Here is a 22,701-nt window from a genome sequence, read left to right as displayed (position 1 = left end):
CTATCCTAACCAACCATCTCGGTCTAAACTACGATATTGAATCGCTTCACTGATATGTGCACCAGTGAGTTGTTCTACATTTTCTAAATCTGCGATAGTACGAGCTACTTTGAGAATTCTGTCATATGCTCTTGCAGAAAGATTTAAACGTTCCATTGCGGATTTTAAGAGTTGAAGAGAAGCTTCATCTAGCTTGCAATATTTTCGAATTTGTTTTGTATTCATTTGTGCATTGTAATGGACATTTTCTAAGTCTTTGAAGCGGTTGGTTTGGAGTTCTCTCGCTTTGGTGACTCGCTTTCTAATTTCAACAGAAGATTCGCCTTTTCGCTCGTCTGATAATTTTTCAAAGGGTACTGGAGTCACTTCAATATGAATATCTATTCTATCTAATAAAGGACCTGAAATTTTTCCCATATAACGTTGCATTTCTGCTGGACTCGAAGTTATTGGCGCATCTGGGTCATTGAAAAATCCGCTCGGACTCGGATTCATACTTGCTACCAACATAAAAGAACTTGGATAGGTTACCGTAAACTTTGCACGAGAAATGGTTACTTCTCTATCTTCTAATGGTTGACGCATCACTTCCAAAACTTCACGTTTAAATTCTGGTAGTTCGTCCAAAAACAAGACACCATTATGTGATAAGGAAATTTCACCTGGTTGCGGATAACTTCCTCCACCGACTAAGGCTACGTTTGATATGGTATGATGTGGACTTCTAAACGGACGTTGTGCCATTAATCCTGAGTGCGCTTTTACACGACCAACTACAGAGTGAATTTTAGTTGTCTCCAAAGCTTCATGCAAGGTCATTGGCGGCAAAATACTTGGCAATCGTTTTGTCCCCCATTTTCCCCTAATTCGGAAAACGTAGTTTTCGGAGGAGTAAGACGCTTCAAATTGAAGCTGATAGTGTCGTGTCCAATTACTATAGTATCGAGGACGGTCTCGATAATATCCCGTTTGGTGTCCCTGTTGTAACTGTCCCACTTATTATATATTTCTTTTGAATTATCAATAATAAAAGAAGTCGAATTTTGTCTGATGGAGTCACTTGCAATTTCACTTTCAAGTTTCAAAATTTGTTGCTCTAACTTCTTTGATTTCTTGTAGGGAACATCGTGGTACTCCTTAAATGCATCAGTTGGTATTTGACCACTTGAGTGTAAATGTAATAAATTTTTAAGCTCATCTTTTTGTTTACCTAATTCCGATTTAAGTAACTCGTATTTCTTTTCTTTATTCTTCAGAGCCTTTTCTGAATGCTGAAAATATTTTGCTAACTCTCGCTTATCTTTCAAAAAACTATTGAGCCTACTTTTAAATGCTTCCTCTAAATCATCACGTCGTATTTTATTGTTACACTCTTTGCTTACACATTTGTAATGCGTTAAACGAGACCTCACATTCATTCGATTAGAACAGTGACAGTAGATGTAATTTGTGAATATATGCACCTTCCGATTAAGGACGGGTTTTCTACTTTTATCCTGTTCATCAAGAATATCATTTACTTGTTGCCATAGTTCTTCTGATACAATAGCTGGGCATGAGTGGAAGTACCATTCTTCTTGAGGTTTAAGTTCATTAGATTTAGTTAGTGGATTTTGCTGAAGATAATTTGCTCTTCTCATTCCTTTTGAGATTGGGTCACGAAGCCATCGTTTAACAACTCCACGAGAAAATTTTGCTCCGCTTCGTGTACGATAGCCCATATCATTGAGCATAGTAGCCACCGTCGTTTTTCGTTCCTCTTTCAAAAAGAGTTCATACATCATCTTTCTAATCGGTGCTTCTTCTGGGTGCAATTCTAATTCATTGCCATTCCACCTGTAACCAAATTGTGCTTGACCACCGAGTTTCTTTCCCATCTTTGCTCTAATCTCAACAGATTGTTTTACTCGTGATGCTATTTCTTCACGCTCCCACTCCGCCATTGCAGAAATGATGGTATAAAAAAGTCTCCCCGCTGGAGAACTCGTATCGATGTTTTCGTAAATGGAGATAAGGTCAGAATTATAATTTCTGAAAATATCTGAAAACTCCAAGAGTTGTTTCGTGTTACGAGCTAACCTTGCAATCTTGGAAAAGATTAAGCCAGTAATATTTCCTTGACGAATATCAAAAAGCATTCGTTGTGCCTCGGGATGTTCCATCACCGATTTACCTGATACGCCTGCTAAATCATACACTTCTTTTACCTTCCATCCTTTTGCCTTTGCATACGCAAAGGCTCGTTCTTTATGGTGCTCTGGTGATTCACCTCGTGCTTGGTCTTCGGTAGAAACTCGTATCCAAACACCTACTTCTTTTGTTCTCATATTACGTGGTTTTAAGTCTAAACTAGCGTTAGAAAGTGACACACGCAAGGGTGTGTTACTTTTTCTTTTTAAGGAGGTTTTTGAGTTTTTGGCTAATACTTGAACTCGCCATATTCTTGGCATCATCAGGATGGTAATTCACATCAACACGCCATCCCTTAACACGTTTTGGTGGTGCTGTTTCATTTTCCTCTCTTGGTATATCTAAATATGAAATGAGTTCGTCTGGCTTGAGATAGAACACTTTTTTTCGATGCTTTAACTCAAGAATTTTTGCTACTTCCTTTTTAATGTTCTTTAAGTGCACCTCACTTTCAGATACGAGGTACACAATCTGATAGTCATGATCTATACACTTCTTAATATTTTGGGCTTCATAGCTATTTGAGTTTGATACCGAAACTTCAATAGCAATACGAACATCATTTTTAAAGAGTCCAACGTCAACACGTTTTCCATTAGGGAGTTCTTCTTCAATATGCACACGATAACCACGTTGCTCAGCTACTCGTTTAATATAGTTTTGCAGTGAGCGATGCTTTCGTAGTTCTTCTTGTTCCTGCGCCTGTTTGAGGTATTGTTCTTTTTTCTGCTCTGAAACAGGCTTGGTTATTGATGAAATCTCTTCTATTTGAGCATCAATACTTTTTTCTGTTTTTTTAGTACTTGGTTCATCCTTAATTAACTCAACAACTTTTGCCTTTTTTTCAGCTTTTTTGAATTGAGTTTGTTTAGGTAATAGTGAAACCAAAAGCTCATCAAGTTTATTCTTAGAGGTAGCGTATCTCGTTCTTGTACTATCAACAATATGATTTCGTAGCTCGTCCGACTGACCTCTATTAGTTTCCAATGGAAAGGTTTGAATATTGAAATCATTAGCTGAAGAACCTACTCGCATAATAGCTTGTCCAATACCAAGACTCTGTAAATTATCTTGCTCAAAGTATGAGAAACCAGATTCCAAGCGTTTAGCATCAACATCACCCAACCTGAAACAGATACGGATATATGGGTTTGAAATTACTGAATTTAAGGTCTTGGTATCATCAATCTGTGCCAATTCTTGATGGGCTAACACTAACCCAAGACCATATTTTCTTGCACCACTTAATATCCGAGTGATACTTGGTGTTATGAAGTTCTGAAATTCATCAAGATAGATGTAATATGGATAACGCTCTTGTTTTGCCAATGACTGCCGTCCTTGTGCGACTTGATTAAACTTCGAGAGGAACATAGAGCCTAATAGGAAGCTATTTTCCTCACCAATCAGACCTTGTGAGAGTTTGATTAGAACAATCTTTTTTTCTTCAATACAGGCTCTAAAATCAACACCTTTAGTTTGTGCCAACATATACCGAACTATCTTCGGTCGCAAAAAGGTATCTATTCTTGTTAGAAGTGGTGCTATACCCTTTCGCACCATGGCGTACTCGTTATTCCAATAGTAATGAATCGAAGGGTCTTCAACCGAAGTTAAAAATTCATTTCTAAAACTATCTTCAAGTAAAAAACGTTTGAGTTCAATGAGTGTTCCATCTCGACTACTTTCTAAAAAGGTATTGATAGCATTTGATAGCACAGCAGACATATTATCACCCCAAGCGGTGGCGTGACGTTTAAATGATGATACTAAATCTGAACTAAGCACAATTTTTTCGGCATCAGTAGTTGCGCCCAGTAGATTAAATCCAATAGCAAATTCGCTGTCCGATGGGTCAATGAGAATAACATCATCTTTTCTGTTCTCTGGTACACGAGCCAAAACATCTTCAACAATATCTCCATGAGGGTCGAACAAAGCACAACCATTACCTTGTTTCATATCTTTAATCAACATATTGGCAATCAAGGTCGATTTTCCAACACCAGTGGCACCGATGATATGCGTGTGTCTCAATCGCATTTCATCATTGAGCATCACTTCAGTTTCAATTCCGTTATGTGAATTGATACCAAATAGATATTTTTGATTACGTACTGATGATGGGGCATCTTTTGTTTTGCCTTGATTGGACTGTAGTTTTTGAGATACCACGGTCTTGTTTGGATAGTGGCAGAACGTTGAAAGTTCTTTTGCATTAAGAATGAAGCCCAATCTATTGCTTAAGCGTTTGTGTAGATTGTACTCATGAAAGTCATAGCTGTAACCTTCATTTGAAAGAGGTATGAGTTTGTTGAATCCTGATGATGATACTTGTGATATATTCCGAGCCAGTTCGGTTGCGATGCTTTGGCTCTGCCTATCATTTCTTCCTTGAGATGCAATACGCAGTACCACAGAAAAAAGTGAATTAGCAATTTTATCTTTTGCACATAGAAGCATTTCAGGTGACCCTTCAAAAAAGCTTCCACCTCGACCATCAGAAACTGAATATGGTATATCACTTGTAAGTGGTGAGCTAATACCCTTAAAGAGCATCTGAAATACAGCAACCTCATCGTTCTGTAATGAATCAAAGGTCGCAATGATTGATGTTAAGGGGTCAATGTTAAAGTTGTCACTTGTTGCAATGGGGCGGACAAATTCATCATTAACTGCAAAATCGCAGATGGCAATATTCCTATTCCTATCAAAGCAAAAAGTATCAATATCAATAGCTGTGTAGATAACTGATGGAAAGTAGGCTTTGATTTGAGATTGGAGTCTTTTCTCATCACTTCTGTCACACACAAATTGAAAAGTAATATACTCACCTGTTCCAACTATCTCAAATACGAGTGGATAGTTTGAGTATGAAAGCATGTTGAGAAAGGCTTCATTTTGAACCGCTTTTATTTCCTCATTAAATGGAAATCGAAATGAAAAACCAACAAGTTCTGGAGCATCATTGACATCAAGAGTATATGGAACAAGTACCTCTTCTTCTACAGCTACATCCTTTTTCTTTGGTGGAGGAGCAATAAGGTTGGTTATTTGTTTAAATAACGAAGGAGCAACACCATCATCGACAAATGGTGTTGCTTTTTCTAAACCTTGAAAAAATGGTTTGTACGGTGGTTCAATATCAACTGGAATATCATTTAAATAGTAACCACGATAACGATAGTCCCACTGGTAAAAATGGAGGGTGACTTGTTCACTTGCGGTCATACACCTATCGATTAAAGATGTCTCTCATGATGGGTTTTTTGTCTGCTTCGGTTAATGACCTCACACCTTTTTCTTTAGTAATATCATCTATAACTTTAACGACCGATGATTGTGCGTAGGTCATAAACATGGAAGAAGTATCAACGGTGTAATACGTAACAGGAAAAAAGGCTCTTACCAGATATCCGCCCACAAATGGAATTTTAGATACTAATAACTCAAATCCAGTTTTTTTGCTGTACATCCACCATGATATGAAGGTGCCTTTTCCATACGGTGCTAGACAGCAATCATAAGTATAGTTCTTCCAAGAAACCCTGAGGTATAGGCGTTTACGAGACATGGCATTTCCAGTACTGATTAGTTTTGATGTAATACGTATCTTTTCAATACCATGAGACTTCAGTTCTTCGGTAAGTTTTTCATAGAAGTCTTTAGTGGAGTAATCAAACTCATCGATAAGGGTGTTCCAATGTGCATGAAGCGTTGGAATACCTTTTTTAAAAATAGCTACGATAACAAGGATAGCGAGGATAATTGCAATAATCATAATGTGTAATTTTTGGTTTATATGAGCAAAAGTTACACACGACATGATGCATCACATTATAAAGATGAGATGCGGTACAATATTTAGGAAACTGAGGCATAATTGAATGAAAAAAATTACAATTATTGTGTTTAATCATTCTGTAAGAATTAATTTCCCTCTTTTAAATAATCTGCTCATCGTCAATTAAAAGCGTAAGCTTTTAACAGAGAAATAAAAAAATAGCTATAACCAGCTATCTCTTTGTAATTGCTTTCGTTCTTGTTCGTGCTTTATTTGTTCAATGCGTATATGGTCTGGAATACGTTCATTTACGTTGTACTTTGGTAAAGAAATTTCTTTTGTAGAACGCATTTTTTGCGTTTGGTTTTCTTTGGTTTTTTCGTTGTATAACGCAAAATTATCGGGTTTATCCAGTATTAATGAATAGTAAACACGTTTGGCTTGTTTTCGTTGTTGTGGGTTACTTAAAATGTTGCCTATATGGTCAGAGGTTTGAATAAGGTTTAAGTCGAGTAATTCCTGGATACCGTTGGTAACACTTCGGTTTGACAATCCTGTTTTTTCGAATTGCGAATGTGATATCCAATCCCGCTGCTTGACCTTACCAAACTCGTCCCGCCATCCCAAAAGATTCCTCACAATCTTAAGATACACACGCACAGCAGAGCCACTCAAATTTCCAATATGCTTATCAAAAAAAGCGTTAGGTACTGGCGTCGTATTATTCAGTCTCATGTACCTCAAAATCAATCACGGGTAAATTATCATTATGATTAGGGAAAATCATAAAATTAGTATCAGGCTGATGATACAATTGTAAAAACCAACCACCATTATTGGTCACTTTTACAACACCTACTTTATGATAAATATGCTTGTCGTTATCACCTTTGTTTACGGTTTTACGAGTAACGACATTATAAAATTTAGTCATACTAAAATTCAATTTTTATGCACACTTGTAACCTTAGGTAAATTACCAACACCAACTTTTATTAACTATTATTGTTGTCGTAAAACCCCTATTAGGTTATGCGACATACCTGTCGTGTACCATATATTTTACGACGTTATTATGGTCAATTTTTATACCCTGCTAAGGGTATTCGGTACAAAACAGTATTTGATAGTCATTCAAATACAAGCTTAACTTGTAAAGTAATAACAGTATCAAAACGTTGGTATTCATAGCTAAAGGTGCTGACGTTATTATATATCAGTTTCAAAATAAAAACAATCCTAATTAAGGATTGCTTTTTAGTTTAAGCGGTTTTTAAAAAACGACTTGCAGTACTTTTATATCTAGATTCTGAGAGTTGTAAATAATGAAAACTTGATTCAGGTGCAACGTGCCTAAGCAATGCAGATACATCTCTAACATTTCCACCTTTTTCCAGAATATTATTCGCCTTTCCATGTCGAAAACTATGCGGAGTGATATTTTTATTAACTAGAGTCATTCCAGTAATTTGCTTCATCCAACGTTGTACACTTCTTGGTGTGTATTTCTTCTGAGTTTTAGGATTGATAAATAGATAATTATTTTCCGACGTTGTATCCATACATAATCGCAGTCCTAAATAATTATTTAGTAGTCGATTAGTATCTACGCCCCAAACCACTAAATTATAGCGCATACTTTTTCGTGTACGTACTTTGGCAGTTCGTAAACCATCCTTCCCTTGTGTGCTAATATCTGAAAGTTTTAAATCGAGTAATTCGCTAATACGCATGCCAGTATCCCATAGCATATGAAGAATGAGTTTTTTCATAAGGTCTGTAGAAAAGCGTTCATCTAGCACCATAGTCAATTGCTCGAAATCGTCCTCATCCACAATATCCTTTTCTGCGTTAACAAATTTAATAGCTTTAATTTCTTTAGGATTTACGGAGGTTTGTTTTCTTCCTTTCCAAAACCAAAAATAATTTCTAATAATTCTTGCTGAGTAAGCTATGGTGGCATCACTATATTGTTGCTCTTCCATAAACTCATGGTAATCGATGATATCATCATTGGTAATTGATTTTAATTCTGTAATGCCTTTTTTGGATTCTAAATAGTTTGCTAGTAAATCCAATTGTCGTTTATATGGCACATAAGTATGTTTAGTGTGTCGTAGTTTCCATTTAAGATAAGTCTTTATAGATTTTTGAATGTACATAATAACATAAAAGACCCGCCAAAAAGGATCTAGCGGGTCTTTCATATTTCCAATACCGAAAAAGCATTCGAAAAAATGAAGATTCCGCCGTTGTCCTTTTAGTTGGCATATAAAATACCAACGAGGCTTTCGCCCAACGGGGTTCTTGTATTTAAATGACTGATAAAATTATAATTCATAAAATAAAAAATCGCAAGGCTCAAATACCTTGAGTTTTTCTCAACGGTTTCTTTTTTGAAAATATGGTATAATAGTAATAAGTTGAACGTAAAAAAGACCTTATTAAGACCTTTAAACCATACCATAAATTGTAAATAAAGCAATAGTACTTTCGTCGATAATCTCGACAACTATACAATTACATAGTTATTTCATTTAACACCCTTCCCTTCTTATGTATTGGCATCATTCCCTGTTGTATGACGTCAGTTACTTTGCACGTACCAATTTCCGAACCGATAGAAAGGTCTTTGGCATTAAACAAGCCGATAGACTCTTTCATTTTTATTGCTTTGGAAAGTCTGGTACTGGTAAAACGTCACTATTAAAAACCCTTATGCTACAAGATGCAGATGCACATCGTGGATTTGCCTTTGTAGATGTGCATGGTGACGCTTCTCGCGAGATTTATGAAAAGCTCAAAGACCGATTTATACAAAGAGACATTATTTACTTTGATGTGACAAATCCTGAATTGCATTTTGGATACAATCCATTAAAACGTGTCTCGCCTTCAAAACGGTCGCTAGTAGCTTCTAATATTTTGGAAATCTTTCAGCGCAATTGGAAGAGTGCTTGGGGAATGAAAATGGAACACATTCTCAGAATGATTTTGCTAACTTTATTGGATCAGCCGAAAGCCAAGCTCTCGGACGTCCTAAAACTATTACACGAGAAATCATATCGAGATGCCTGTTTAAACCATATTCAAAACCAAGACATCAAAACCTTTTGGTTGAAGGAATTTCCGAAGTATAAACCGAATGATTTGTTACCCATTATGAACAAGCTCGGTGGCTTCTTAAGTCATACTATTGTTCGCAAGGTACTTATTGAAAATCAAGAACAACTGTCCTTAAGGTCTATTATTGATAAGAAGCAGATTTTAATTATTAATGTTTCTAAAGGACACGTTGGAGCAGACGTCGCTAATATCCTTGGTGGCTTACTGCTCACTTCCCTTGCCTCGGCATCCTTTTCACGAATTGATATTCGAGAGGAAGATCGAACCCCATTTTTCCTTTACATAGACGAGTTCCAAACTTTAACAGGAACAGAACTCATTGCAGAACTGTTAGCGCAAGTACGAAAGTTTAAAATTGGTTTGGTATTAGCGAATCAATTTCTCTATCAGCTTGACCCTCAAGTTCGAGCCAGTGTACTTGGAAACGTAGGAACCATAGTCGCCTTCAGGCTTGGAATTACTGATGCCAAACTTATGGCTAAGGAATTCTATCCTGTCTTTAAAACCGAGGACTTTATTTCGCTTGCTAACTATTCAATCTATCTGAAATTAATGATAGATGGTAAGCCATCAGTTCCCTTCAGCGCAGATACCATTTTGTAATGGTTCAGCACTTATTCAAAACAATAAATTCACTTTTAAAACTTAATACGAATGACAAATTCTCTTTCAGAATTACAGCTTCACGAAGTTGAAATTCATTACAAACGCCCTGTCTTAAATGACAAATTGAAAATAAAATCCTCTGAAAATTCAGTTCGATTGCTTCGGCAGTTCATAGATACCAAGCGTATCGATTATAAAGAGTTCTTCTGGGTGCTCTTGCTCAATAATAACAATCAATTATTAGGCATAAGCGAAATCGCTATGGGTACGACCAATGGCGTTACTGTAAATATCAAAGAAGTATTTCAATTGGCTTTATTAACCAATGCAACCTCTATCATCGTGGCGCACAATCATCCATCAGGAAAATTAACAGCCTCTGACTCTGATAAGCGCATTACACAAAAGCTGAAGAAAGCTTCAAAATTACTCGACTTAACCTTGCTCGACCATCTCATTATCACCAGTGAAGATTTTATGTCTTACAGTGATAGTAAATGGGAGTGATGCCACCCTTATATGATAAAAACCCCAATCACGTATTACGGCGGAAAACAAAATTTAGCCAAGCGCATTGTTGATTTAATGCCTGAGCATTCAGTCTATACTGAAGCCTTTGCAGGTGGCGGTGCTGTCTTCTTTTTGAAACCAAAAGCGACCAATGAAATCATTAACGATACCGATGCATTTGTAACCGTATTTTACAAAGTACTTCAAGAAGATTTTGAAGCCTTAAAATCAAAGATTAAAGTCACGGCTTATTCTCGGGTGGTGTATAACGTCGCACTGAGTATGTATAAGCAACCAACTTTCTTTACCGACTTGCAACGTGCATGGGCATTCTTTGTGCTGACGAATATGGGATTTTCTGGACGTATTGGTTCCTTTGGTTGTTATACCAAGGGAACCAAAGCGATGGGTTGGGAACGTAAAAAAGAACTGTTTACGCAAGAGCTCAAGGAACGTCTTGTTGGTACGCAAATTGAATGTACGGATGCCCTAAAAATCATAGAGCTCAGAGATAGTCCTGAAACACTGCATTACATAGATCCACCATATTTTAATAGTTGTATGGGACATTATGATAATTACACACGAGAAGACTTCATTGCTCTTTTGAAAGTGTTATCAAATATCAAAGGTAAGTTCATCTTAAGTTCTTACCCTTCTGATGAATTAGCGCTTTACACCAAAGAGTTTGGTTGGCATACAAAAACCATAGACCAATTGGTTACTGCCAACCAAACCAAATCCAAGAAAAACAGAACCAAAACGGAAGTTATTACTACCAACTTCCCTGTGGATTAACACACATTTTTAACCTTAAAATTTAATACGAATGAAAAAAGTAATTGACAAAACCGTCAATCTCAATTTGATTGGCGTTAACGGAAATGCCTTTATGATTATGGGTGTCTTTCAACGACAAGCCAAACGTGAAGGCTGGACGCAAGCGGAAATTGATGCAGTCCTCAAAGAAGCTAAAAGTAGTGATTATAATCATCTCTTAGCTACGATTGAAAACCATTGTGAACCTATAGACGAAGACCATGAAGATTAGAGCACACAAGCGGATTTTACTATTCCTCAAAGACCTTCAAGGTTTTTTGATGGATAACCAAGGTGATTTAAAACTCCCTGAACTTCTAAAACATTATACTGACAGCGAATTGCGTGAGATGATTCATTTCATTTATCAAGATAGCTGGAGTAAAAATGCTTTGGGATTTATGGAACGTAAAGCCCTTGAAGAATTGATATTGACGGATTACCAAGTACTACTCTGGACGATTCACAAGTTTGAAGCACAAATGACAGCTTCGCCAGAGTATTCTCAAGATGAGATTGATAGCTTCTTTAAACGTACACAAAATGAAATGCATTATTTGGCATCAAAGCCAGTTACTGAATGGGATTCCTATGATTATTCAAACTATCGCAGTTTGATGGTTAAAACAGGAACTACCAAAAAGGTTTATGCCATATTTACTTCAGATGTACTCAAAGCAGATGTCTATGCTGTAACTACCAAGCCTTCGTATTTCTTTGATACCAGAGCTGAAGCGGAGACAGAACTCAGCAACATCATTGCTAGTGACGAATTTAAGTTCACAGCTGATGATTTGGTGATTCATAGCCTTTGGTTACTCACTTAAAACTTCAGCTATGGAATTAATCACTTTGGAATTAAAAGAACGGTTTGAAACGATAGGAAGACAATCGGAAGATTTAAATCCTATCATCATTGCCAAGTTCTTTGATCCTATGGGTTCGGGAACGTGGTATGTAAGCGAGTATGAGCCAGAGACTAATATTTGTTTTGGATACGTCACTGGTTTAGGACATAACGAATGGGGCTACTTTTCTTTAACTGAATTAGAAGCTATTGAAAGACATCTCGGAATGAAAATAGAACGTGATATCTGTTTTACAGAAGCACGATTTAATGACTTAAAAATTTAAATAACAATTAAAACAAAAATTATGAATGCAACTATTGTCGATGTACTTATCGAAAATGTGAAAACAGACAAAGGTTTACTTGAAGATATTGAAGTAAAAATTGAAGAACAAAAAGAAGCTAAACGTGAAATTACTGATCGTTTAAAAGGCTATCGTAAAGATTTATCGGTATTACTAAAATATGCTGATGAAACCCAACGCCAAAAGATTGAGGACTTAGGCTTTGAACTTACTGAGCAAAGCAACGGACTTAATCCTGTGGCGCAATTGGCTTTTGATATCATTTTAAAGGCTAAAAATAATGAACTGAGCAACGGCGCATTATTCTCAGCTTATGAAAAAGCCTGTATTGATAAGAAACAAATTCCTGTTAATTACACCGAGTTTAATATAAAGTGTCGTTCCCTTTTTAATACCCAACGTTTGTTGCGTAAAAAAGGAAAAGACCCTAAAAACTCTCGTGAGGATGTTATTTCTTTAAATGGGCGTGTTATTAAGCCTGAAGCAGACGCTACTGTAAAAAAGTAACACTATGAATCCGTATAATTATTTAGATGAGTTTGATAGCGAGCAGAAAGCTATTGACCATGCAATCTATCTCAATTTTAAATACCGAATTGCAAACATCACTTTTGGAATTATACACGGGCCTGAAGATAACTGGGCAGTATGCGAAGAAGCTACTGCCCAAGAGATGGAAATGCCATTTTTGAATAATCTTCCGAAGGATTATTCTGAAATAACGTATAGACATCTCGATAGCATCCGTCAGGATGAAGACCCACTTCCGCATTGGGAGAGTATCACTGGTATGTTGGCGGTAATGGACGGTGAAATTTTACGATTTATTCTTAATAACCGAGTTCCATTAGACCGACTTATTCGTCATGAATTGGCACTACGTGGCTTTGATGAAAACCATCGTTGGTGTGGATTTGATAAAGCCAGAGATATTTGGCTAAAGTAAAATTAAACACTACAAAACACTCATTAGTTTGAGTGTTTTTTTAAAATTCTAATTGATATTCTTTGAAAATTTTACTCCAGAAAATTTCCACGTTGTCGAAAAACTGTGTCCCTTCTTCTACCGCATAATTCCTTCCTTTTTCTCCTGCATACGAAAGCCAATTAAAACTACCTTTGATATAGAACTCGTTATCTTTTATTAGAATTTTCCTATGAGTTCCGCTTCTATCATTAAATTTTGAACTAAAATGAGTAGGTAAATGATAAATTTTTAGTTTGTCTGGAAAACGATTTTGTAATTTTTTAATTTTTTCAAAAGTTTCTTCATGTGGCTTATTTCGGAATGAAGAATCTATACCATAAGCTATATATAATTTTGTATTCTCTTTATTTAGAAAGACTTCCATCGCTTTTATATAATTGCTTGTAGCTCTTCTTATCCAAGGGCTCTCAATATACACCTTAGAAGTCGCTGTTATTAATGCATCTGAAATTAACTCTTTATGCTCAAAGGTTGAAATATCTTTGTAGTTACCTGTTAATCTGTCTTTACTTTGGTTTAACTCTCTACTTTTTTCAATAATATCTTTGAACTCATTAAGGATCTGTCCTTCTTCTGAAAAATCAAATAGTAAGGGGTTTTTTGAAAACTGTTCATTAAGAGAGTTGGTAGTTTTTTTTAGGAGCTTTAAAGATTTATTATATGCTTTTATTTGAATTTTCTTTCCTGCTTCTTCTTTAGGATAATAGATAAGAGCATAAATTTTTTCATATACAACATTTGGTTTCCTAACGATACTTCTCTTATAATTAGAAAGTTCAATTATTTCTTTTTCCTCTTTGTTAACCTTGCTAAATATTGAGTTTATATTAAACCAGTTTTCTTGAATAAATTCATGGTTGACATTGACTAAATTTGTGAGCTTATTTTGGCAAAAGGTTTTACTTACCTGTTCAGTTGTTATTTCTTTTGTTAGTCCGTCAACATAAAAAACAAACTCTTCATTGCTTGTTTCAGGTATAAATTTTTGGTTTTCTAAAAATAACTCACCTTTCGTTGTTAGTCTATAATCGTTTTCATCGTCTAAGTCAACTAAACCCTCTTTGATCAAAAGATAAAGCTCATCAATAATGAAATCATCATCTTCGATTCCAAGAAAACTACAGAGAATGGATTTTTTATTTAGGCCTGTATGAATTATGTCTAACAAGAAAATGTGTAAATCTTTTAATACATCACTAGGTTTACTTGATACAAGTACATCTATTGTGGTTTGTATTTTTGGATAGGCTAATTCAATTATGTCATTCAAAAGATAATCTTCACCTAAATCTTTTTTATACTTATCAAAAAGCTTCCTTTCATTAGATAATGAAGTCTTTTTACTAGTCTTAATTGTAGGACTTTTTGTTTTGCCTTTAGTTCTACTAAACTTTCTATTTTTACGATGCATAAAAAATTTCTTTTGGGTCATTATAAATCAATCCTTCTTTTTCTAGATGATTTGCAAACTCTTTCAATAACAAAGGCTTATCATTATTATTTTCAACCCATCTTCTACTAGGTTTTACATTCGATAAGAATTTTGCATCACCAACAACTATTAATAATCTAGTTGATCTAGTAAAAGCAACGTTTATCCTATTCGGCATTTCTAAAAAGCCTAGCCCAGAATTATCATTATCCCTAGTAGACCTAACTAAATCATAAATAATTATATCTTTTTCTGCACCTTGAAAGCTATCAACTGTAGCAACTACTAAATTTTGCTTGAGAATTAAATTATGCAGTTTAATATTTTCTATTTGGTTTGAAATAAATTCCGCTTGTTTGCCATATCCTGTAATCACACCAACTTTATAACCTTCATCATTAATTAATTCACTATAACTATCTATGGATTTAAGTATCTCTAATATCACATCTGCATTACACTTATTGTAAGATGATTTACTAGTTGGGTCTTTATCATGAAACCTATTTGGATATTTACTAGTATCGCACATAAATACAGTAGAGTTGGTTTTTAGCTTTAAGCTATGTGGTTTACCACTTAGAGAACTTGATCGTAGTTTATTTTTATACACTAGTTTAGAGATAATATCTCCTATTTGTTCAGGCATTCTAAATTGTAAATCTAACATCTCCTTAAACTCGTCAGGAGCACCATCAAACATTATTTCAAAAAGACTTGGTTTATCGTAGTAAATTTTATCAAATTCAATTTTTTCATCTTCGAAGTTGAGTTTTTTAGCGACTTCTTTCTTTACATTTTCAGTAGCTGTAACTAAAGGAGGAAGTTGTAAATGATCTCCAACCAAAATTACTTGTTGAGCCATGTTGACTGGGACAAGAGTTTCGGACGGTGTTGCTTTGGCCGCTTCGTCCATTATCACATAATCAAATTCAAAATTAAAATCTCGATATAATCCAGCTGCAATATGATTTGCTGTCGCGCCAACAATATTAATATTAGAAATGAAACGAGATTTTAAGGCATCTCTATTTTCAATATTTGATAAAATTGATTTCCATTTTCCATGAAGTTGTTTTATCTTATTAAAATTACTAGAGAATTCACCCAAAAGTTCAGAAATTTTGTCATTAAATTCTGTCCTTGAATTAAGATGTTTTTTAAGTTCTTGAAATTCTTTAGAGAAAGGACTATCTAACAAGGTTTTTAATTCTCGTTTAGCAATAGACCAAGATTGTTTCTTGTTGAATTCTTTTAAAATTCTATTCAAAACAGGACTAGTATTTGTATTTTGCTTATCATATTCTCTTTTTAAAATTGAAAAGTACTTATCAGATTTTCTCTTTGTTTTATTTGCCCAAAAAGTTAATTTTTTATCAAAAGAATGTTGAATAATCGCTTCATCATCAATATTCTTTCCTAATCTGATAAAGCTTACTCCGTCTATCTTATTCATTTTTGCTAAAACATTATCTACCGCCAGATTAGTCTGCGATGTAATTAAAATTTTAGATTGTCTATCTCGTTTTAAAATCTGAAGTATTATTTCAGCAATAACAGTTGTCTTACCAGTTCCTGGAGGCCCTTGAATTATGGTTAAAGGTTTTCGGTAAAGAGATTTTAAAACAGCATCTTTCTGAGCCTCTTGAAAATTAACTGGATTATTATTTTTATCCTTCGAAATAATATCTAAATCAACGTCAATATACCCAGAGTCCTCAGCCAATTTTTCCAATTTTTCCGGTTGAAATAAATAATCTCTTAAATTATTGTTGATTATTTTTCCTGACATATAATTTTTTATCGCATAAATTTGTCTTTTGTATTGTATTTCCATCATTGAAGTATCCTCATAAAGAGTTCCTTTAAGTGGTATTTCGTCTTTTCGATGTTCGGGAAATTCTCTCAAGGATAAGATGTTATTTTTTTCGTTGAAATCTACCGAGAATCCTACTTGCTCTTTATCATCAGTTTTTGGATTTGGTTTAACATATAAATTGATGGTATCTCCTTTCCTGAATAATTGTCTTGAACGATGAACTAAACTTTTTACTGTTTCTACATTATTTATATCTACTTTAAGTTTAAAATCAGCTTCAGTTGTAGAAATAACGTTAAAGCTTGAATATTCAATTGAAAATGCTTCAGATTTTAAATAATTTATTTCAGCTTCGAGTAACGCTAAATACTCCTTTAAAATCTGTCTTGGTGCTTTTGGGAGACTACTTTTGGTAGTAGCCATCTTTTCAAGGTATAATCTTTCAATAAAACCTTTAACATCGTAATGATCTATTTTTACATGTGAATTCTTATCAATCACGCTGAAGTCTACCTGATTTAAAGGTTCAGTATTATTCAAAATCCAGTTATGTGTTTTAGATTCATTTTTTTCTAAGTCTTCTTTTTTCTTTACCTCTCCAACAGTCAGGCTTTTATTATCTCTAGAAATAAAACTTGAAAAGACTATGAAATTTTCTGATGCTAATTTTGCGTTTATAGAATTATGTTCCGAATGAAGTCTTTCATCAACAGCAATGTGTAACCCATGGTCGTTAATTTCTCCAATAAACAAAATAACGTTTGGATTTGATTCGTTAATAAACCTTAGTAAAAAAGGTTTTTCAGGTTCTTCAATTATACTATCTATTAATTCTAATAAGTTGTCCATCAAACTCGAATATCTCATATACCTTTCATCAGGATTTAAGGCATTAGATTTATTCATTATTTGAGTTAAAAGAGTTAAACTTTTATCAGATAGCAGGTCACCATAATATTCTTTAATACGTTCAAAGCGGTCATGATTATTTTCAATTTCGTAAAATAATTCATGCCCTAAAAGTGCATACATCATTGATAATGATAATGCATAAATGTCTGTTCTAATTTTTAGTCTATTTTCCTGTTTGTTTATGTATTCAGGAGCAGAGAACTTCATACTGTACTCACTCACTCCCGTCTGCTTGGATATAGTATGTTCCAAAATAGAAATACCAAAATCAATTATTACTGGTAAGCCTTGAGTATCTATTAAGATATTTTTTGGGTGTAGGTCTTTATGCTGTATATTCTTTTGACTTGCTCTATCTAAGCCTTCGCATAAAAAATACCATATTTGAGCTATATTCTTTAGGTTGGTTTTAGAAGCGTCATTGTTATGTGATACAAATTCTTCAAGTGTTTTAGCTTCTTCTATTTTTTCAAGAATTATATAATAAACTCCTGAGTCTTGGTCTCGACCCGAGTCTATAACCTTATTTATATATTTTGATTCTATTTTTTTTAAATTTCTAGCGGTTGCCGTAAATTGCCTTTCTGCTGAGCTTCCAGACTCTAGATTCTTAGGAACTTTGGCTAGATGAATTTTTCCATCGGGAGCTTGAACATCAAAGATAAATCCATTAGGAGATTCTATTATCTCACTTACTCGACTGTATATACCGACACCATTTAAATTCATGAAAAAGGATTTAAAATTGTTTATTTAACTCTTTATATAATTTAACCATTGCCAGCGTATCCAACTCGCAATATGAAAGAAGGCTCTTCCTGACTTCTTCTTTTTCTCCCTCGTAGTCATTTTCTAAAACCATTCTTCCCCAAACATCCAAAGCCATAGTACCGTTTTGAACTTCTAAGGCATCATAACTCAATTCTGGTAGAAGAACTGGTAATACTTTCTTAATAGAAGTTGAGCCATGAAATCTATAATCTACATAGTCTGTTTTAAATATGTCTTCAAGGTCGAACATATTGTTATTCATATATGTTAGGTAATCCTCGTATTGAGGAAGCATTTCTATCATGTCTTTGTTTCGACTCTTTTCAAAACTAGCATGCCAAGAAATAAATGTTCCTGTCTTCCCTGTTGATGTTTCCATAAACTCAATAAGTTTAATTGGGGGTTCTAATGCATCTGCTAAAAATTCAAAATGCTTTATCGAACCATCTTCTTGCATAGTATGAATAGAAACTTGAAAAGGAATATGCTGATGTGGTCTTACACCATCAATTCTTGGTACAGCGCTGGCATAGGTTTCATAATCAATGAAATGAAGCGGGAATTTTAATGCTGATAATTTGTTATCGATTTCTTTATTGTCAATTATAGGTCGATTTTGACGTACTGATTCGACTTGTAGTTGTTGCTTGTCGTTCAAATGATAGTCACTTGGAATATCTTCAATAGCTAAAACATCTAGGTCAGTAAGCTCAATGACTTTTTTTGCTGAAATTCTGCCAATTTCGTAAATGCTATAGTCAGGAACATCTTTATTAAAACATCTAAAACTATCGCAATGATTGGAACGAGTTTTTTCTCTACATGAGCAAACATCTAAATTGATGCTTTGTCGATTAATAAAATTAACTGCACTATTAATTTGGTTAACTACTCCTGAATAGATGGCATCGATCTGTTCGGTGACATCTTCAATTTCTAGTAATTGACTTGGATTGATTTCGCCATTTCTTGTGTATTCTTTATTGAGATGAATGATAGACACTTGGGATACGTTATATCCATTTTCTAGCATTGCAAGCTTTTGAAAACAAGCGTCCTTTAGATGATTATGCTTCTTATCTTTTTTGATGCTGGTTGATGATTTCACCTCATAAATATGCCATGAATCATCTGCTTTCTTTTCAAGGATATCTATTCGAGCAAAAACACCTTTTTCGGTTACAAAAGTGGCTTGAAAAAATGTAGGATTCCCGTTATTTATTTCTTGTTCTGTTAACTCTGCCGAGCCAAAATCAGGAAGTTTAATAGCGTTTGGAAATAGTTTTTGTGCATATTCCTCAACCTCATAACCTTCTTTAATCAATTTCTCTAAAAACAAAGAAAACTCACCTTTCGGAAAGTCTTCAGGTTTGTTTTTCAAAAGCCATAATGATTCTGGGCAATTAAGATATTGAATAAAGTCTGTTTTGGTTAATTGGTGCATAAAACTATTATACGTTTGTTAAGTAAAAAGCACCATTATACTAAACAGTGCCTCTACAATTTATTTTCCTGTCGCAATGTCCACAAAGCTTTCATAGCTGTTAGCCACTTCTAGAGATATATTTTTACCAAGTGCTTCAAAGTGTTTTTTACCACATTCAATTTTTCCTTTTTCTGTTGGTCTCAAAAACTCCCAAGATAGCGTCCCTTTGGTTTCAATGACAAAGTATAGTTTACTTTTACTCCCATCATCCCATAATACTGCCCAATCTGGATTATACGTTCCTAAAGGAGTATCTATTTTGAACCACGATGGTAATTTCGCATACACCTTAACTTCATCACTTAATTCAAAGTCTTTTGTGATATCCTTTTCAATAGCAGAATCATAAATGACGTGATCGAAAGGACTTTTAGTTGACTCAGCGAGGTTCTCTTTAAGATAGCCCACTAATTCATCTTCCTGAAATAATTCTTGTGTGTAGTAGCTTTCTTCACCTATTTTCTGATATGAAATTCCATCAACAATAAAGTGACGCATTTCTGTCTTTATTAATCGTATTGATTCATCAATAAAACGTTGCGGATTATTCTTGAAAGCCTCCAGACGACCACTTTTAACCAAAATATCCACGATGGTCTTTCGAGTTAAGTTTGTTTCATTTTGAAGATAACTTACAATGTCTGGAAGATTAATATATTTTGAACTAACAAGTGAGGTTGATGTTGCTGTTTCTTTAGCTTCAACACCACCTTTAGTAATTTCAGTTTTCGCTTTCTTGTAGACAAACTTTCCTCTTCCTGCAACTAAATTATCCCTTATAGACTCAGCACACTTCTCAATGAGTTTATTAGTGTCAAATTGAACTGAATAGGTGGTTTTATACTTGACCTTATCCCAAAGCGACTTAAAATCCTCACTTAAATATACTTGCTTGTTTATTTTTATATGCTTTCGTTCTTCAGCGTTTTTTACGTTAAGATTTCCAGCAATCTTTTTAAGTGTTTTGAGGATAGGAGTTTTTAAGTATTCAAAAGCTTCTGGGATTTCTACATCATTATTTTTTAAGTCTGTTTTAAGAACATCTTGAACTTTTCCCTTCAAATCGATATACCCTTTTTCTAGCATATAATCATAAAGCTTTTGAGAGTTTTCTTCGCCAAAATATTTTTGATTTTCCTCTTGAGAACCTGTAACAAGATTAGCAAAGGTGTGAGTTTCAAGTATCCCAAAGCGAATACCAGTATCTTGTTCTATCTCTTTTTGTAGCTCAGTAACAAAATCCTCATAAGATTCATTTGCCATAACTGTCAGGGTATTTACTTCAAAGCCTCTAATACGTTCACCTTCTTGGTTTACCGCCAAACGCAACCCACGACCAATTTCTTGTCGTTTTTTCATTTCAGAACTCGTTTCATTAAGGGTGCATATTTGAAATACGTTAGGATTGTCCCATCCTTCTTTAAGTGCAGAGTGAGAAAAGATAAAACGAAGTTTTGAATCAAAGCTTAACAAACGCTCTTTGTCTTTCATAATGAGGTTGTAGGCATCATCGTCAGCATTTGTCTTTCCACTAGAGTCCTTAAAATATTCGTACTTGTCCTTTTTATTACTTTTTTTACTCTTTTTATCGATTGAAAAATAACCATTATGTATTTCACCAACTGACGTATCTATATCATTAATTCCCTCAAAAAGAGTTTTATATTTAGGGTGTTTAATAAGTTTTAAATATTCTTCTTCAAACATCTCAGCATACTTACCATTACTTGCGTTACCATCTTCATCATATACACGATAGTTAGCTACCTTGTCTAAAAAGAATAGACTTAAGACCTTAATCCCTTTAGGGTTAAGAATTAACTCTTTATTTAAATGTTCTTCAATGGTTTTACTGATTTGCTTACGTTTAATTAAGTCATCATCTACCGAACCAATTACTTGACCCAAAGTAAGGTACTCTGGTTTACTTGTGAAATCTATATATTCATTCCCAGGCTCTGCACTAATATCCTTGATAATGTAACCCTCATAAACTTCCCTTCTTGTTACATCTTCATATAAGTCAACACCTTGCTTTACCCATTTCTTTTCCCGTGTTAATTTTCCATTTTTAAAAGAATCTACTTCGATGTAGGCACGTAAACCATTTTTATTATCAACCTTTAAAAGTTTGATATAAGCTTGATTGTGTACGTTCTCGACTTCAATTGAAGCGACTTCAATTTGCTTTACTAATTTTTGTTCATAAGCATCAACAGAGTCCAGCTTATACATTAAATTATGCTTGTCCTTATGAGTCGCAGAATAACGTAAAGTACAAAGTGGATTAAGGGAGCTAATAGCTTCTTTTGCTTTTGATGTTGTATCTACAGATTGAGGCTCATCAATTATTACAACGGGATTAGTAGAACTAATGTAGTCAATAGGTCTATACCCACTTAATTTATCATTAGTACGGTGGATAATATTAGCGGAAGTTTCTTTTGTTGGGTCAGTAAAACTCTTACGGAATGCATCAATATTTATAACCATGATTTGGATATAATCATTAGTTGCAAAGCTTCGTACTTGTTCTAATTTACTTGAATCGTAGGTAAAGAAATCATAGTTAACATTGTCATAAATACCTTTAAAGTGATCTTTGGTAATATCTAAAGACTTATTTGTTCCTTCTTTGATAGCGATAGAAGGGACAACAATGATAAATTTTGTAAAACCATATTTTTGATTCATTTCAAAAATAGTTCTTAAATACACATAGGTCTTACCAGTACCTGTTTCCATTTCAACAGAGAAATCTTTTGATGCAAGATTTTGAGTTTGTTTTAGACCATTTCGTAGTTGTATTTTTTGAATATTTTCTAGGAGTTCTTCGTCAAGTAACGACAGCTTATTTCCAACTCCTAAGTCAGTATTAAACATTGAAGCCTGCCCGTCAGTATTTTGAAGTGGAGCAACCGTGAAATTAGTTCTGCAAATTTCTTGACCTTCAAAAATATCTACTATAGATTTTATAGCTTCTTGTTGGTATTCCAGATTTCCTTCAAATTTTAGTTTCATTTCTTTAGCCATAATTAAATACTCCTTACTTCGTCAATATTGTGTTGCTTTAATTTCTGCATCACATTAGTTTTTTCTGCAC

At 34.3% G+C, this 22,701-nt stretch carries 18 protein-coding genes and 1 pseudogene; 8 read left to right on the top strand and 11 right to left on the bottom strand.

The features are described from left to right. From ACFQ1Q_RS10600 to ACFQ1Q_RS10570, 7 genes and pseudogenes are all read right to left on the bottom strand, one after another. Positions 1-846, bottom strand: a pseudogene (locus tag ACFQ1Q_RS10600) (YifB family Mg chelatase-like AAA ATPase); the annotation flags it as partial. Beyond that, the gene (locus ACFQ1Q_RS10595; RefSeq protein ID WP_386131039.1) at positions 816-2,327 is read right to left on the bottom strand and encodes a recombinase family protein; all 1,512 of its coding nucleotides are present in this window, start codon (positions 2,325-2,327) and stop codon (positions 816-818) included. The pseudogene ACFQ1Q_RS10600 and the gene ACFQ1Q_RS10595, both read right to left, overlap by 31 nt. A 55-nt stretch (positions 2,328-2,382) precedes the next feature. Then, on the bottom strand, positions 2,383-5,421 hold the full coding sequence (locus ACFQ1Q_RS10590) for a type IV secretory system conjugative DNA transfer family protein (protein ID WP_386131036.1): 3,039 nt from the start codon (positions 5,419-5,421) through the stop codon (positions 2,383-2,385). A gap of 4 nt (positions 5,422-5,425) precedes the next feature. Continuing rightward, on the bottom strand, positions 5,426-5,971 hold the full coding sequence (locus ACFQ1Q_RS10585; protein WP_386131033.1) for a hypothetical protein: 546 nt from the start codon (positions 5,969-5,971) through the stop codon (positions 5,426-5,428). Positions 5,972-6,196: 225 nt separating this feature from the next. Further along, positions 6,197-6,709, bottom strand: coding sequence for a hypothetical protein (locus tag ACFQ1Q_RS10580; RefSeq protein WP_386131031.1), 513 nt, complete (start codon positions 6,707-6,709; stop codon positions 6,197-6,199). Continuing rightward, positions 6,696-6,908 (bottom strand): hypothetical protein, encoded by a 213-nt coding sequence (locus ACFQ1Q_RS10575; RefSeq protein WP_386131029.1) that lies wholly within the window; start codon positions 6,906-6,908, stop codon positions 6,696-6,698. Before ACFQ1Q_RS10575 ends, ACFQ1Q_RS10580 begins: the two co-directional genes overlap by 14 nt. 328 nt (positions 6,909-7,236) lie before the next feature. Further along, entirely contained in the window at positions 7,237-8,181 is a 945-nt protein-coding gene (locus tag ACFQ1Q_RS10570; RefSeq protein WP_386131026.1) for a tyrosine-type recombinase/integrase, read from the bottom strand. A gap of 349 nt (positions 8,182-8,530) precedes the next feature. Between ACFQ1Q_RS10570 and ACFQ1Q_RS10565 the strand changes: the two genes are divergently transcribed. Genes ACFQ1Q_RS10565 through ACFQ1Q_RS10530 form a run of 8 tightly spaced genes read left to right on the top strand, consistent with a single transcriptional unit; the run spans position 8,531 to position 13,136 of the window. Beyond that, positions 8,531-9,703 carry a type IV secretory system conjugative DNA transfer family protein gene (locus tag ACFQ1Q_RS10565; RefSeq protein WP_386131023.1) on the top strand — a complete coding sequence of 391 codons (1,173 nt, stop codon included), beginning with the start codon at positions 8,531-8,533 and terminating at the stop codon, positions 9,701-9,703. Between the two features lie 51 nt (positions 9,704-9,754). After that, positions 9,755-10,213, top strand: a complete 459-nt coding sequence (locus ACFQ1Q_RS10560) for a JAB domain-containing protein (protein WP_386131021.1) — start codon at positions 9,755-9,757, stop codon at positions 10,211-10,213. Between the two features lie 12 nt (positions 10,214-10,225). Continuing rightward, entirely contained in the window at positions 10,226-11,014 is a 789-nt protein-coding gene (locus tag ACFQ1Q_RS10555; protein WP_386131018.1) for a DNA adenine methylase, read from the top strand. A 31-nt stretch (positions 11,015-11,045) separates the two neighbouring features. Then, positions 11,046-11,267: a hypothetical protein gene (locus ACFQ1Q_RS10550; RefSeq protein WP_386131015.1), complete on the top strand. Its 222-nt coding sequence runs from the start codon at positions 11,046-11,048 to the stop codon at positions 11,265-11,267. Then, a complete protein-coding gene (locus ACFQ1Q_RS10545; RefSeq protein ID WP_386131013.1) occupies positions 11,257-11,862 on the top strand; it encodes a hypothetical protein in 606 nt (201 codons plus the stop codon). Before ACFQ1Q_RS10550 ends, ACFQ1Q_RS10545 begins: the two co-directional genes overlap by 11 nt. Positions 11,863-11,872: 10 nt before the next feature. Next, the gene (locus ACFQ1Q_RS10540; protein ID WP_386131010.1) at positions 11,873-12,169 is read left to right on the top strand and encodes a DUF2958 domain-containing protein; all 297 of its coding nucleotides are present in this window, start codon (positions 11,873-11,875) and stop codon (positions 12,167-12,169) included. 21 nt (positions 12,170-12,190) lie between these two features. Continuing rightward, entirely contained in the window at positions 12,191-12,697 is a 507-nt protein-coding gene (locus ACFQ1Q_RS10535) for a hypothetical protein (protein WP_386131007.1), read from the top strand. Between the two features lie 4 nt (positions 12,698-12,701). Next, entirely contained in the window at positions 12,702-13,136 is a 435-nt protein-coding gene (locus ACFQ1Q_RS10530; RefSeq protein ID WP_386131004.1) for a hypothetical protein, read from the top strand. Positions 13,137-13,176: 40 nt separating this feature from the next. Here the strand turns inward: ACFQ1Q_RS10530 and ACFQ1Q_RS10525 are convergent, their stop codons facing one another. From ACFQ1Q_RS10525 to ACFQ1Q_RS10510, 4 genes are read right to left on the bottom strand one after another with little or no spacing between them, the layout of a single operon-like run. After that, positions 13,177-14,589, bottom strand: a complete 1,413-nt coding sequence (locus ACFQ1Q_RS10525; RefSeq protein ID WP_386131001.1) for a hypothetical protein — start codon at positions 14,587-14,589, stop codon at positions 13,177-13,179. After that, positions 14,579-18,070 carry an AAA domain-containing protein gene (locus ACFQ1Q_RS10520; protein ID WP_386130999.1) on the bottom strand — a complete coding sequence of 1,164 codons (3,492 nt, stop codon included), beginning with the start codon at positions 18,068-18,070 and terminating at the stop codon, positions 14,579-14,581. The genes ACFQ1Q_RS10525 and ACFQ1Q_RS10520 overlap by 11 nt, the downstream gene beginning before the upstream one ends. Positions 18,071-18,080: 10 nt before the next feature. Next, positions 18,081-19,556 (bottom strand): DUF2779 domain-containing protein, encoded by a 1,476-nt coding sequence (locus ACFQ1Q_RS10515; RefSeq protein ID WP_386130996.1) that lies wholly within the window; start codon positions 19,554-19,556, stop codon positions 18,081-18,083. Between the two features lie 60 nt (positions 19,557-19,616). Then, positions 19,617-22,631, bottom strand: coding sequence for a type III restriction-modification system endonuclease (locus tag ACFQ1Q_RS10510; RefSeq protein ID WP_386130993.1), 3,015 nt, complete (start codon positions 22,629-22,631; stop codon positions 19,617-19,619). Positions 22,632-22,701 lie beyond the last annotated feature (70 nt).

It is taken from the genome of Winogradskyella litorisediminis (genome assembly GCF_042675765.1).
Lineage (GTDB): Bacteria > Bacteroidota > Bacteroidia > Flavobacteriales > Flavobacteriaceae > Winogradskyella > Winogradskyella litorisediminis.
The sequence above is the reverse complement of the archived record's forward strand: the minus strand, read 5'-3'. Positions and strand labels throughout refer to the sequence as shown.

What these genes read in the sequence shown, in the direction of transcription:
- ACFQ1Q_RS10550 (WP_386131015.1), top strand. Translation starts at nt 11,046, where the DNA reads ATGAAAAAAGTAATTGACAAAACCGTCAATCTCAATTTGATTGGCGTT.
- ACFQ1Q_RS10555 (WP_386131018.1), top strand. Translation starts at nt 10,226, where the DNA reads ATGATAAAAACCCCAATCACGTATTACGGCGGAAAACAAAATTTAGCC.
- ACFQ1Q_RS10540 (WP_386131010.1), top strand. Translation starts at nt 11,873, where the DNA reads ATGGAATTAATCACTTTGGAATTAAAAGAACGGTTTGAAACGATAGGA.
- ACFQ1Q_RS10520 (WP_386130999.1), bottom strand. Translation starts at nt 18,070, where the DNA reads ATGAATTTAAATGGTGTCGGTATATACAGTCGAGTAAGTGAGATAATA.
- ACFQ1Q_RS10530 (WP_386131004.1), top strand. Translation starts at nt 12,702, where the DNA reads ATGAATCCGTATAATTATTTAGATGAGTTTGATAGCGAGCAGAAAGCT.
- ACFQ1Q_RS10575 (WP_386131029.1), bottom strand. Translation starts at nt 6,908, where the DNA reads ATGACTAAATTTTATAATGTCGTTACTCGTAAAACCGTAAACAAAGGT.
- ACFQ1Q_RS10565 (WP_386131023.1), top strand. Translation starts at nt 8,531, where the DNA reads ATGTATTGGCATCATTCCCTGTTGTATGACGTCAGTTACTTTGCACGT.
- ACFQ1Q_RS10510 (WP_386130993.1), bottom strand. Translation starts at nt 22,631, where the DNA reads ATGGCTAAAGAAATGAAACTAAAATTTGAAGGAAATCTGGAATACCAA.
- ACFQ1Q_RS10570 (WP_386131026.1), bottom strand. Translation starts at nt 8,181, where the DNA reads ATGAAAGACCCGCTAGATCCTTTTTGGCGGGTCTTTTATGTTATTATG.
- ACFQ1Q_RS10560 (WP_386131021.1), top strand. Translation starts at nt 9,755, where the DNA reads ATGACAAATTCTCTTTCAGAATTACAGCTTCACGAAGTTGAAATTCAT.
- ACFQ1Q_RS10595 (WP_386131039.1), bottom strand. Translation starts at nt 2,327, where the DNA reads ATGAGAACAAAAGAAGTAGGTGTTTGGATACGAGTTTCTACCGAAGAC.
- ACFQ1Q_RS10515 (WP_386130996.1), bottom strand. Translation starts at nt 19,556, where the DNA reads ATGCACCAATTAACCAAAACAGACTTTATTCAATATCTTAATTGCCCA.
- ACFQ1Q_RS10580 (WP_386131031.1), bottom strand. Translation starts at nt 6,709, where the DNA reads ATGAGACTGAATAATACGACGCCAGTACCTAACGCTTTTTTTGATAAG.
- ACFQ1Q_RS10590 (WP_386131036.1), bottom strand. Translation starts at nt 5,421, where the DNA reads ATGACCGCAAGTGAACAAGTCACCCTCCATTTTTACCAGTGGGACTAT.
- ACFQ1Q_RS10525 (WP_386131001.1), bottom strand. Translation starts at nt 14,589, where the DNA reads ATGCATCGTAAAAATAGAAAGTTTAGTAGAACTAAAGGCAAAACAAAA.
- ACFQ1Q_RS10545 (WP_386131013.1), top strand. Translation starts at nt 11,257, where the DNA reads ATGAAGATTAGAGCACACAAGCGGATTTTACTATTCCTCAAAGACCTT.
- ACFQ1Q_RS10535 (WP_386131007.1), top strand. Translation starts at nt 12,191, where the DNA reads ATGAATGCAACTATTGTCGATGTACTTATCGAAAATGTGAAAACAGAC.
- ACFQ1Q_RS10585 (WP_386131033.1), bottom strand. Translation starts at nt 5,971, where the DNA reads ATGATTATTGCAATTATCCTCGCTATCCTTGTTATCGTAGCTATTTTT.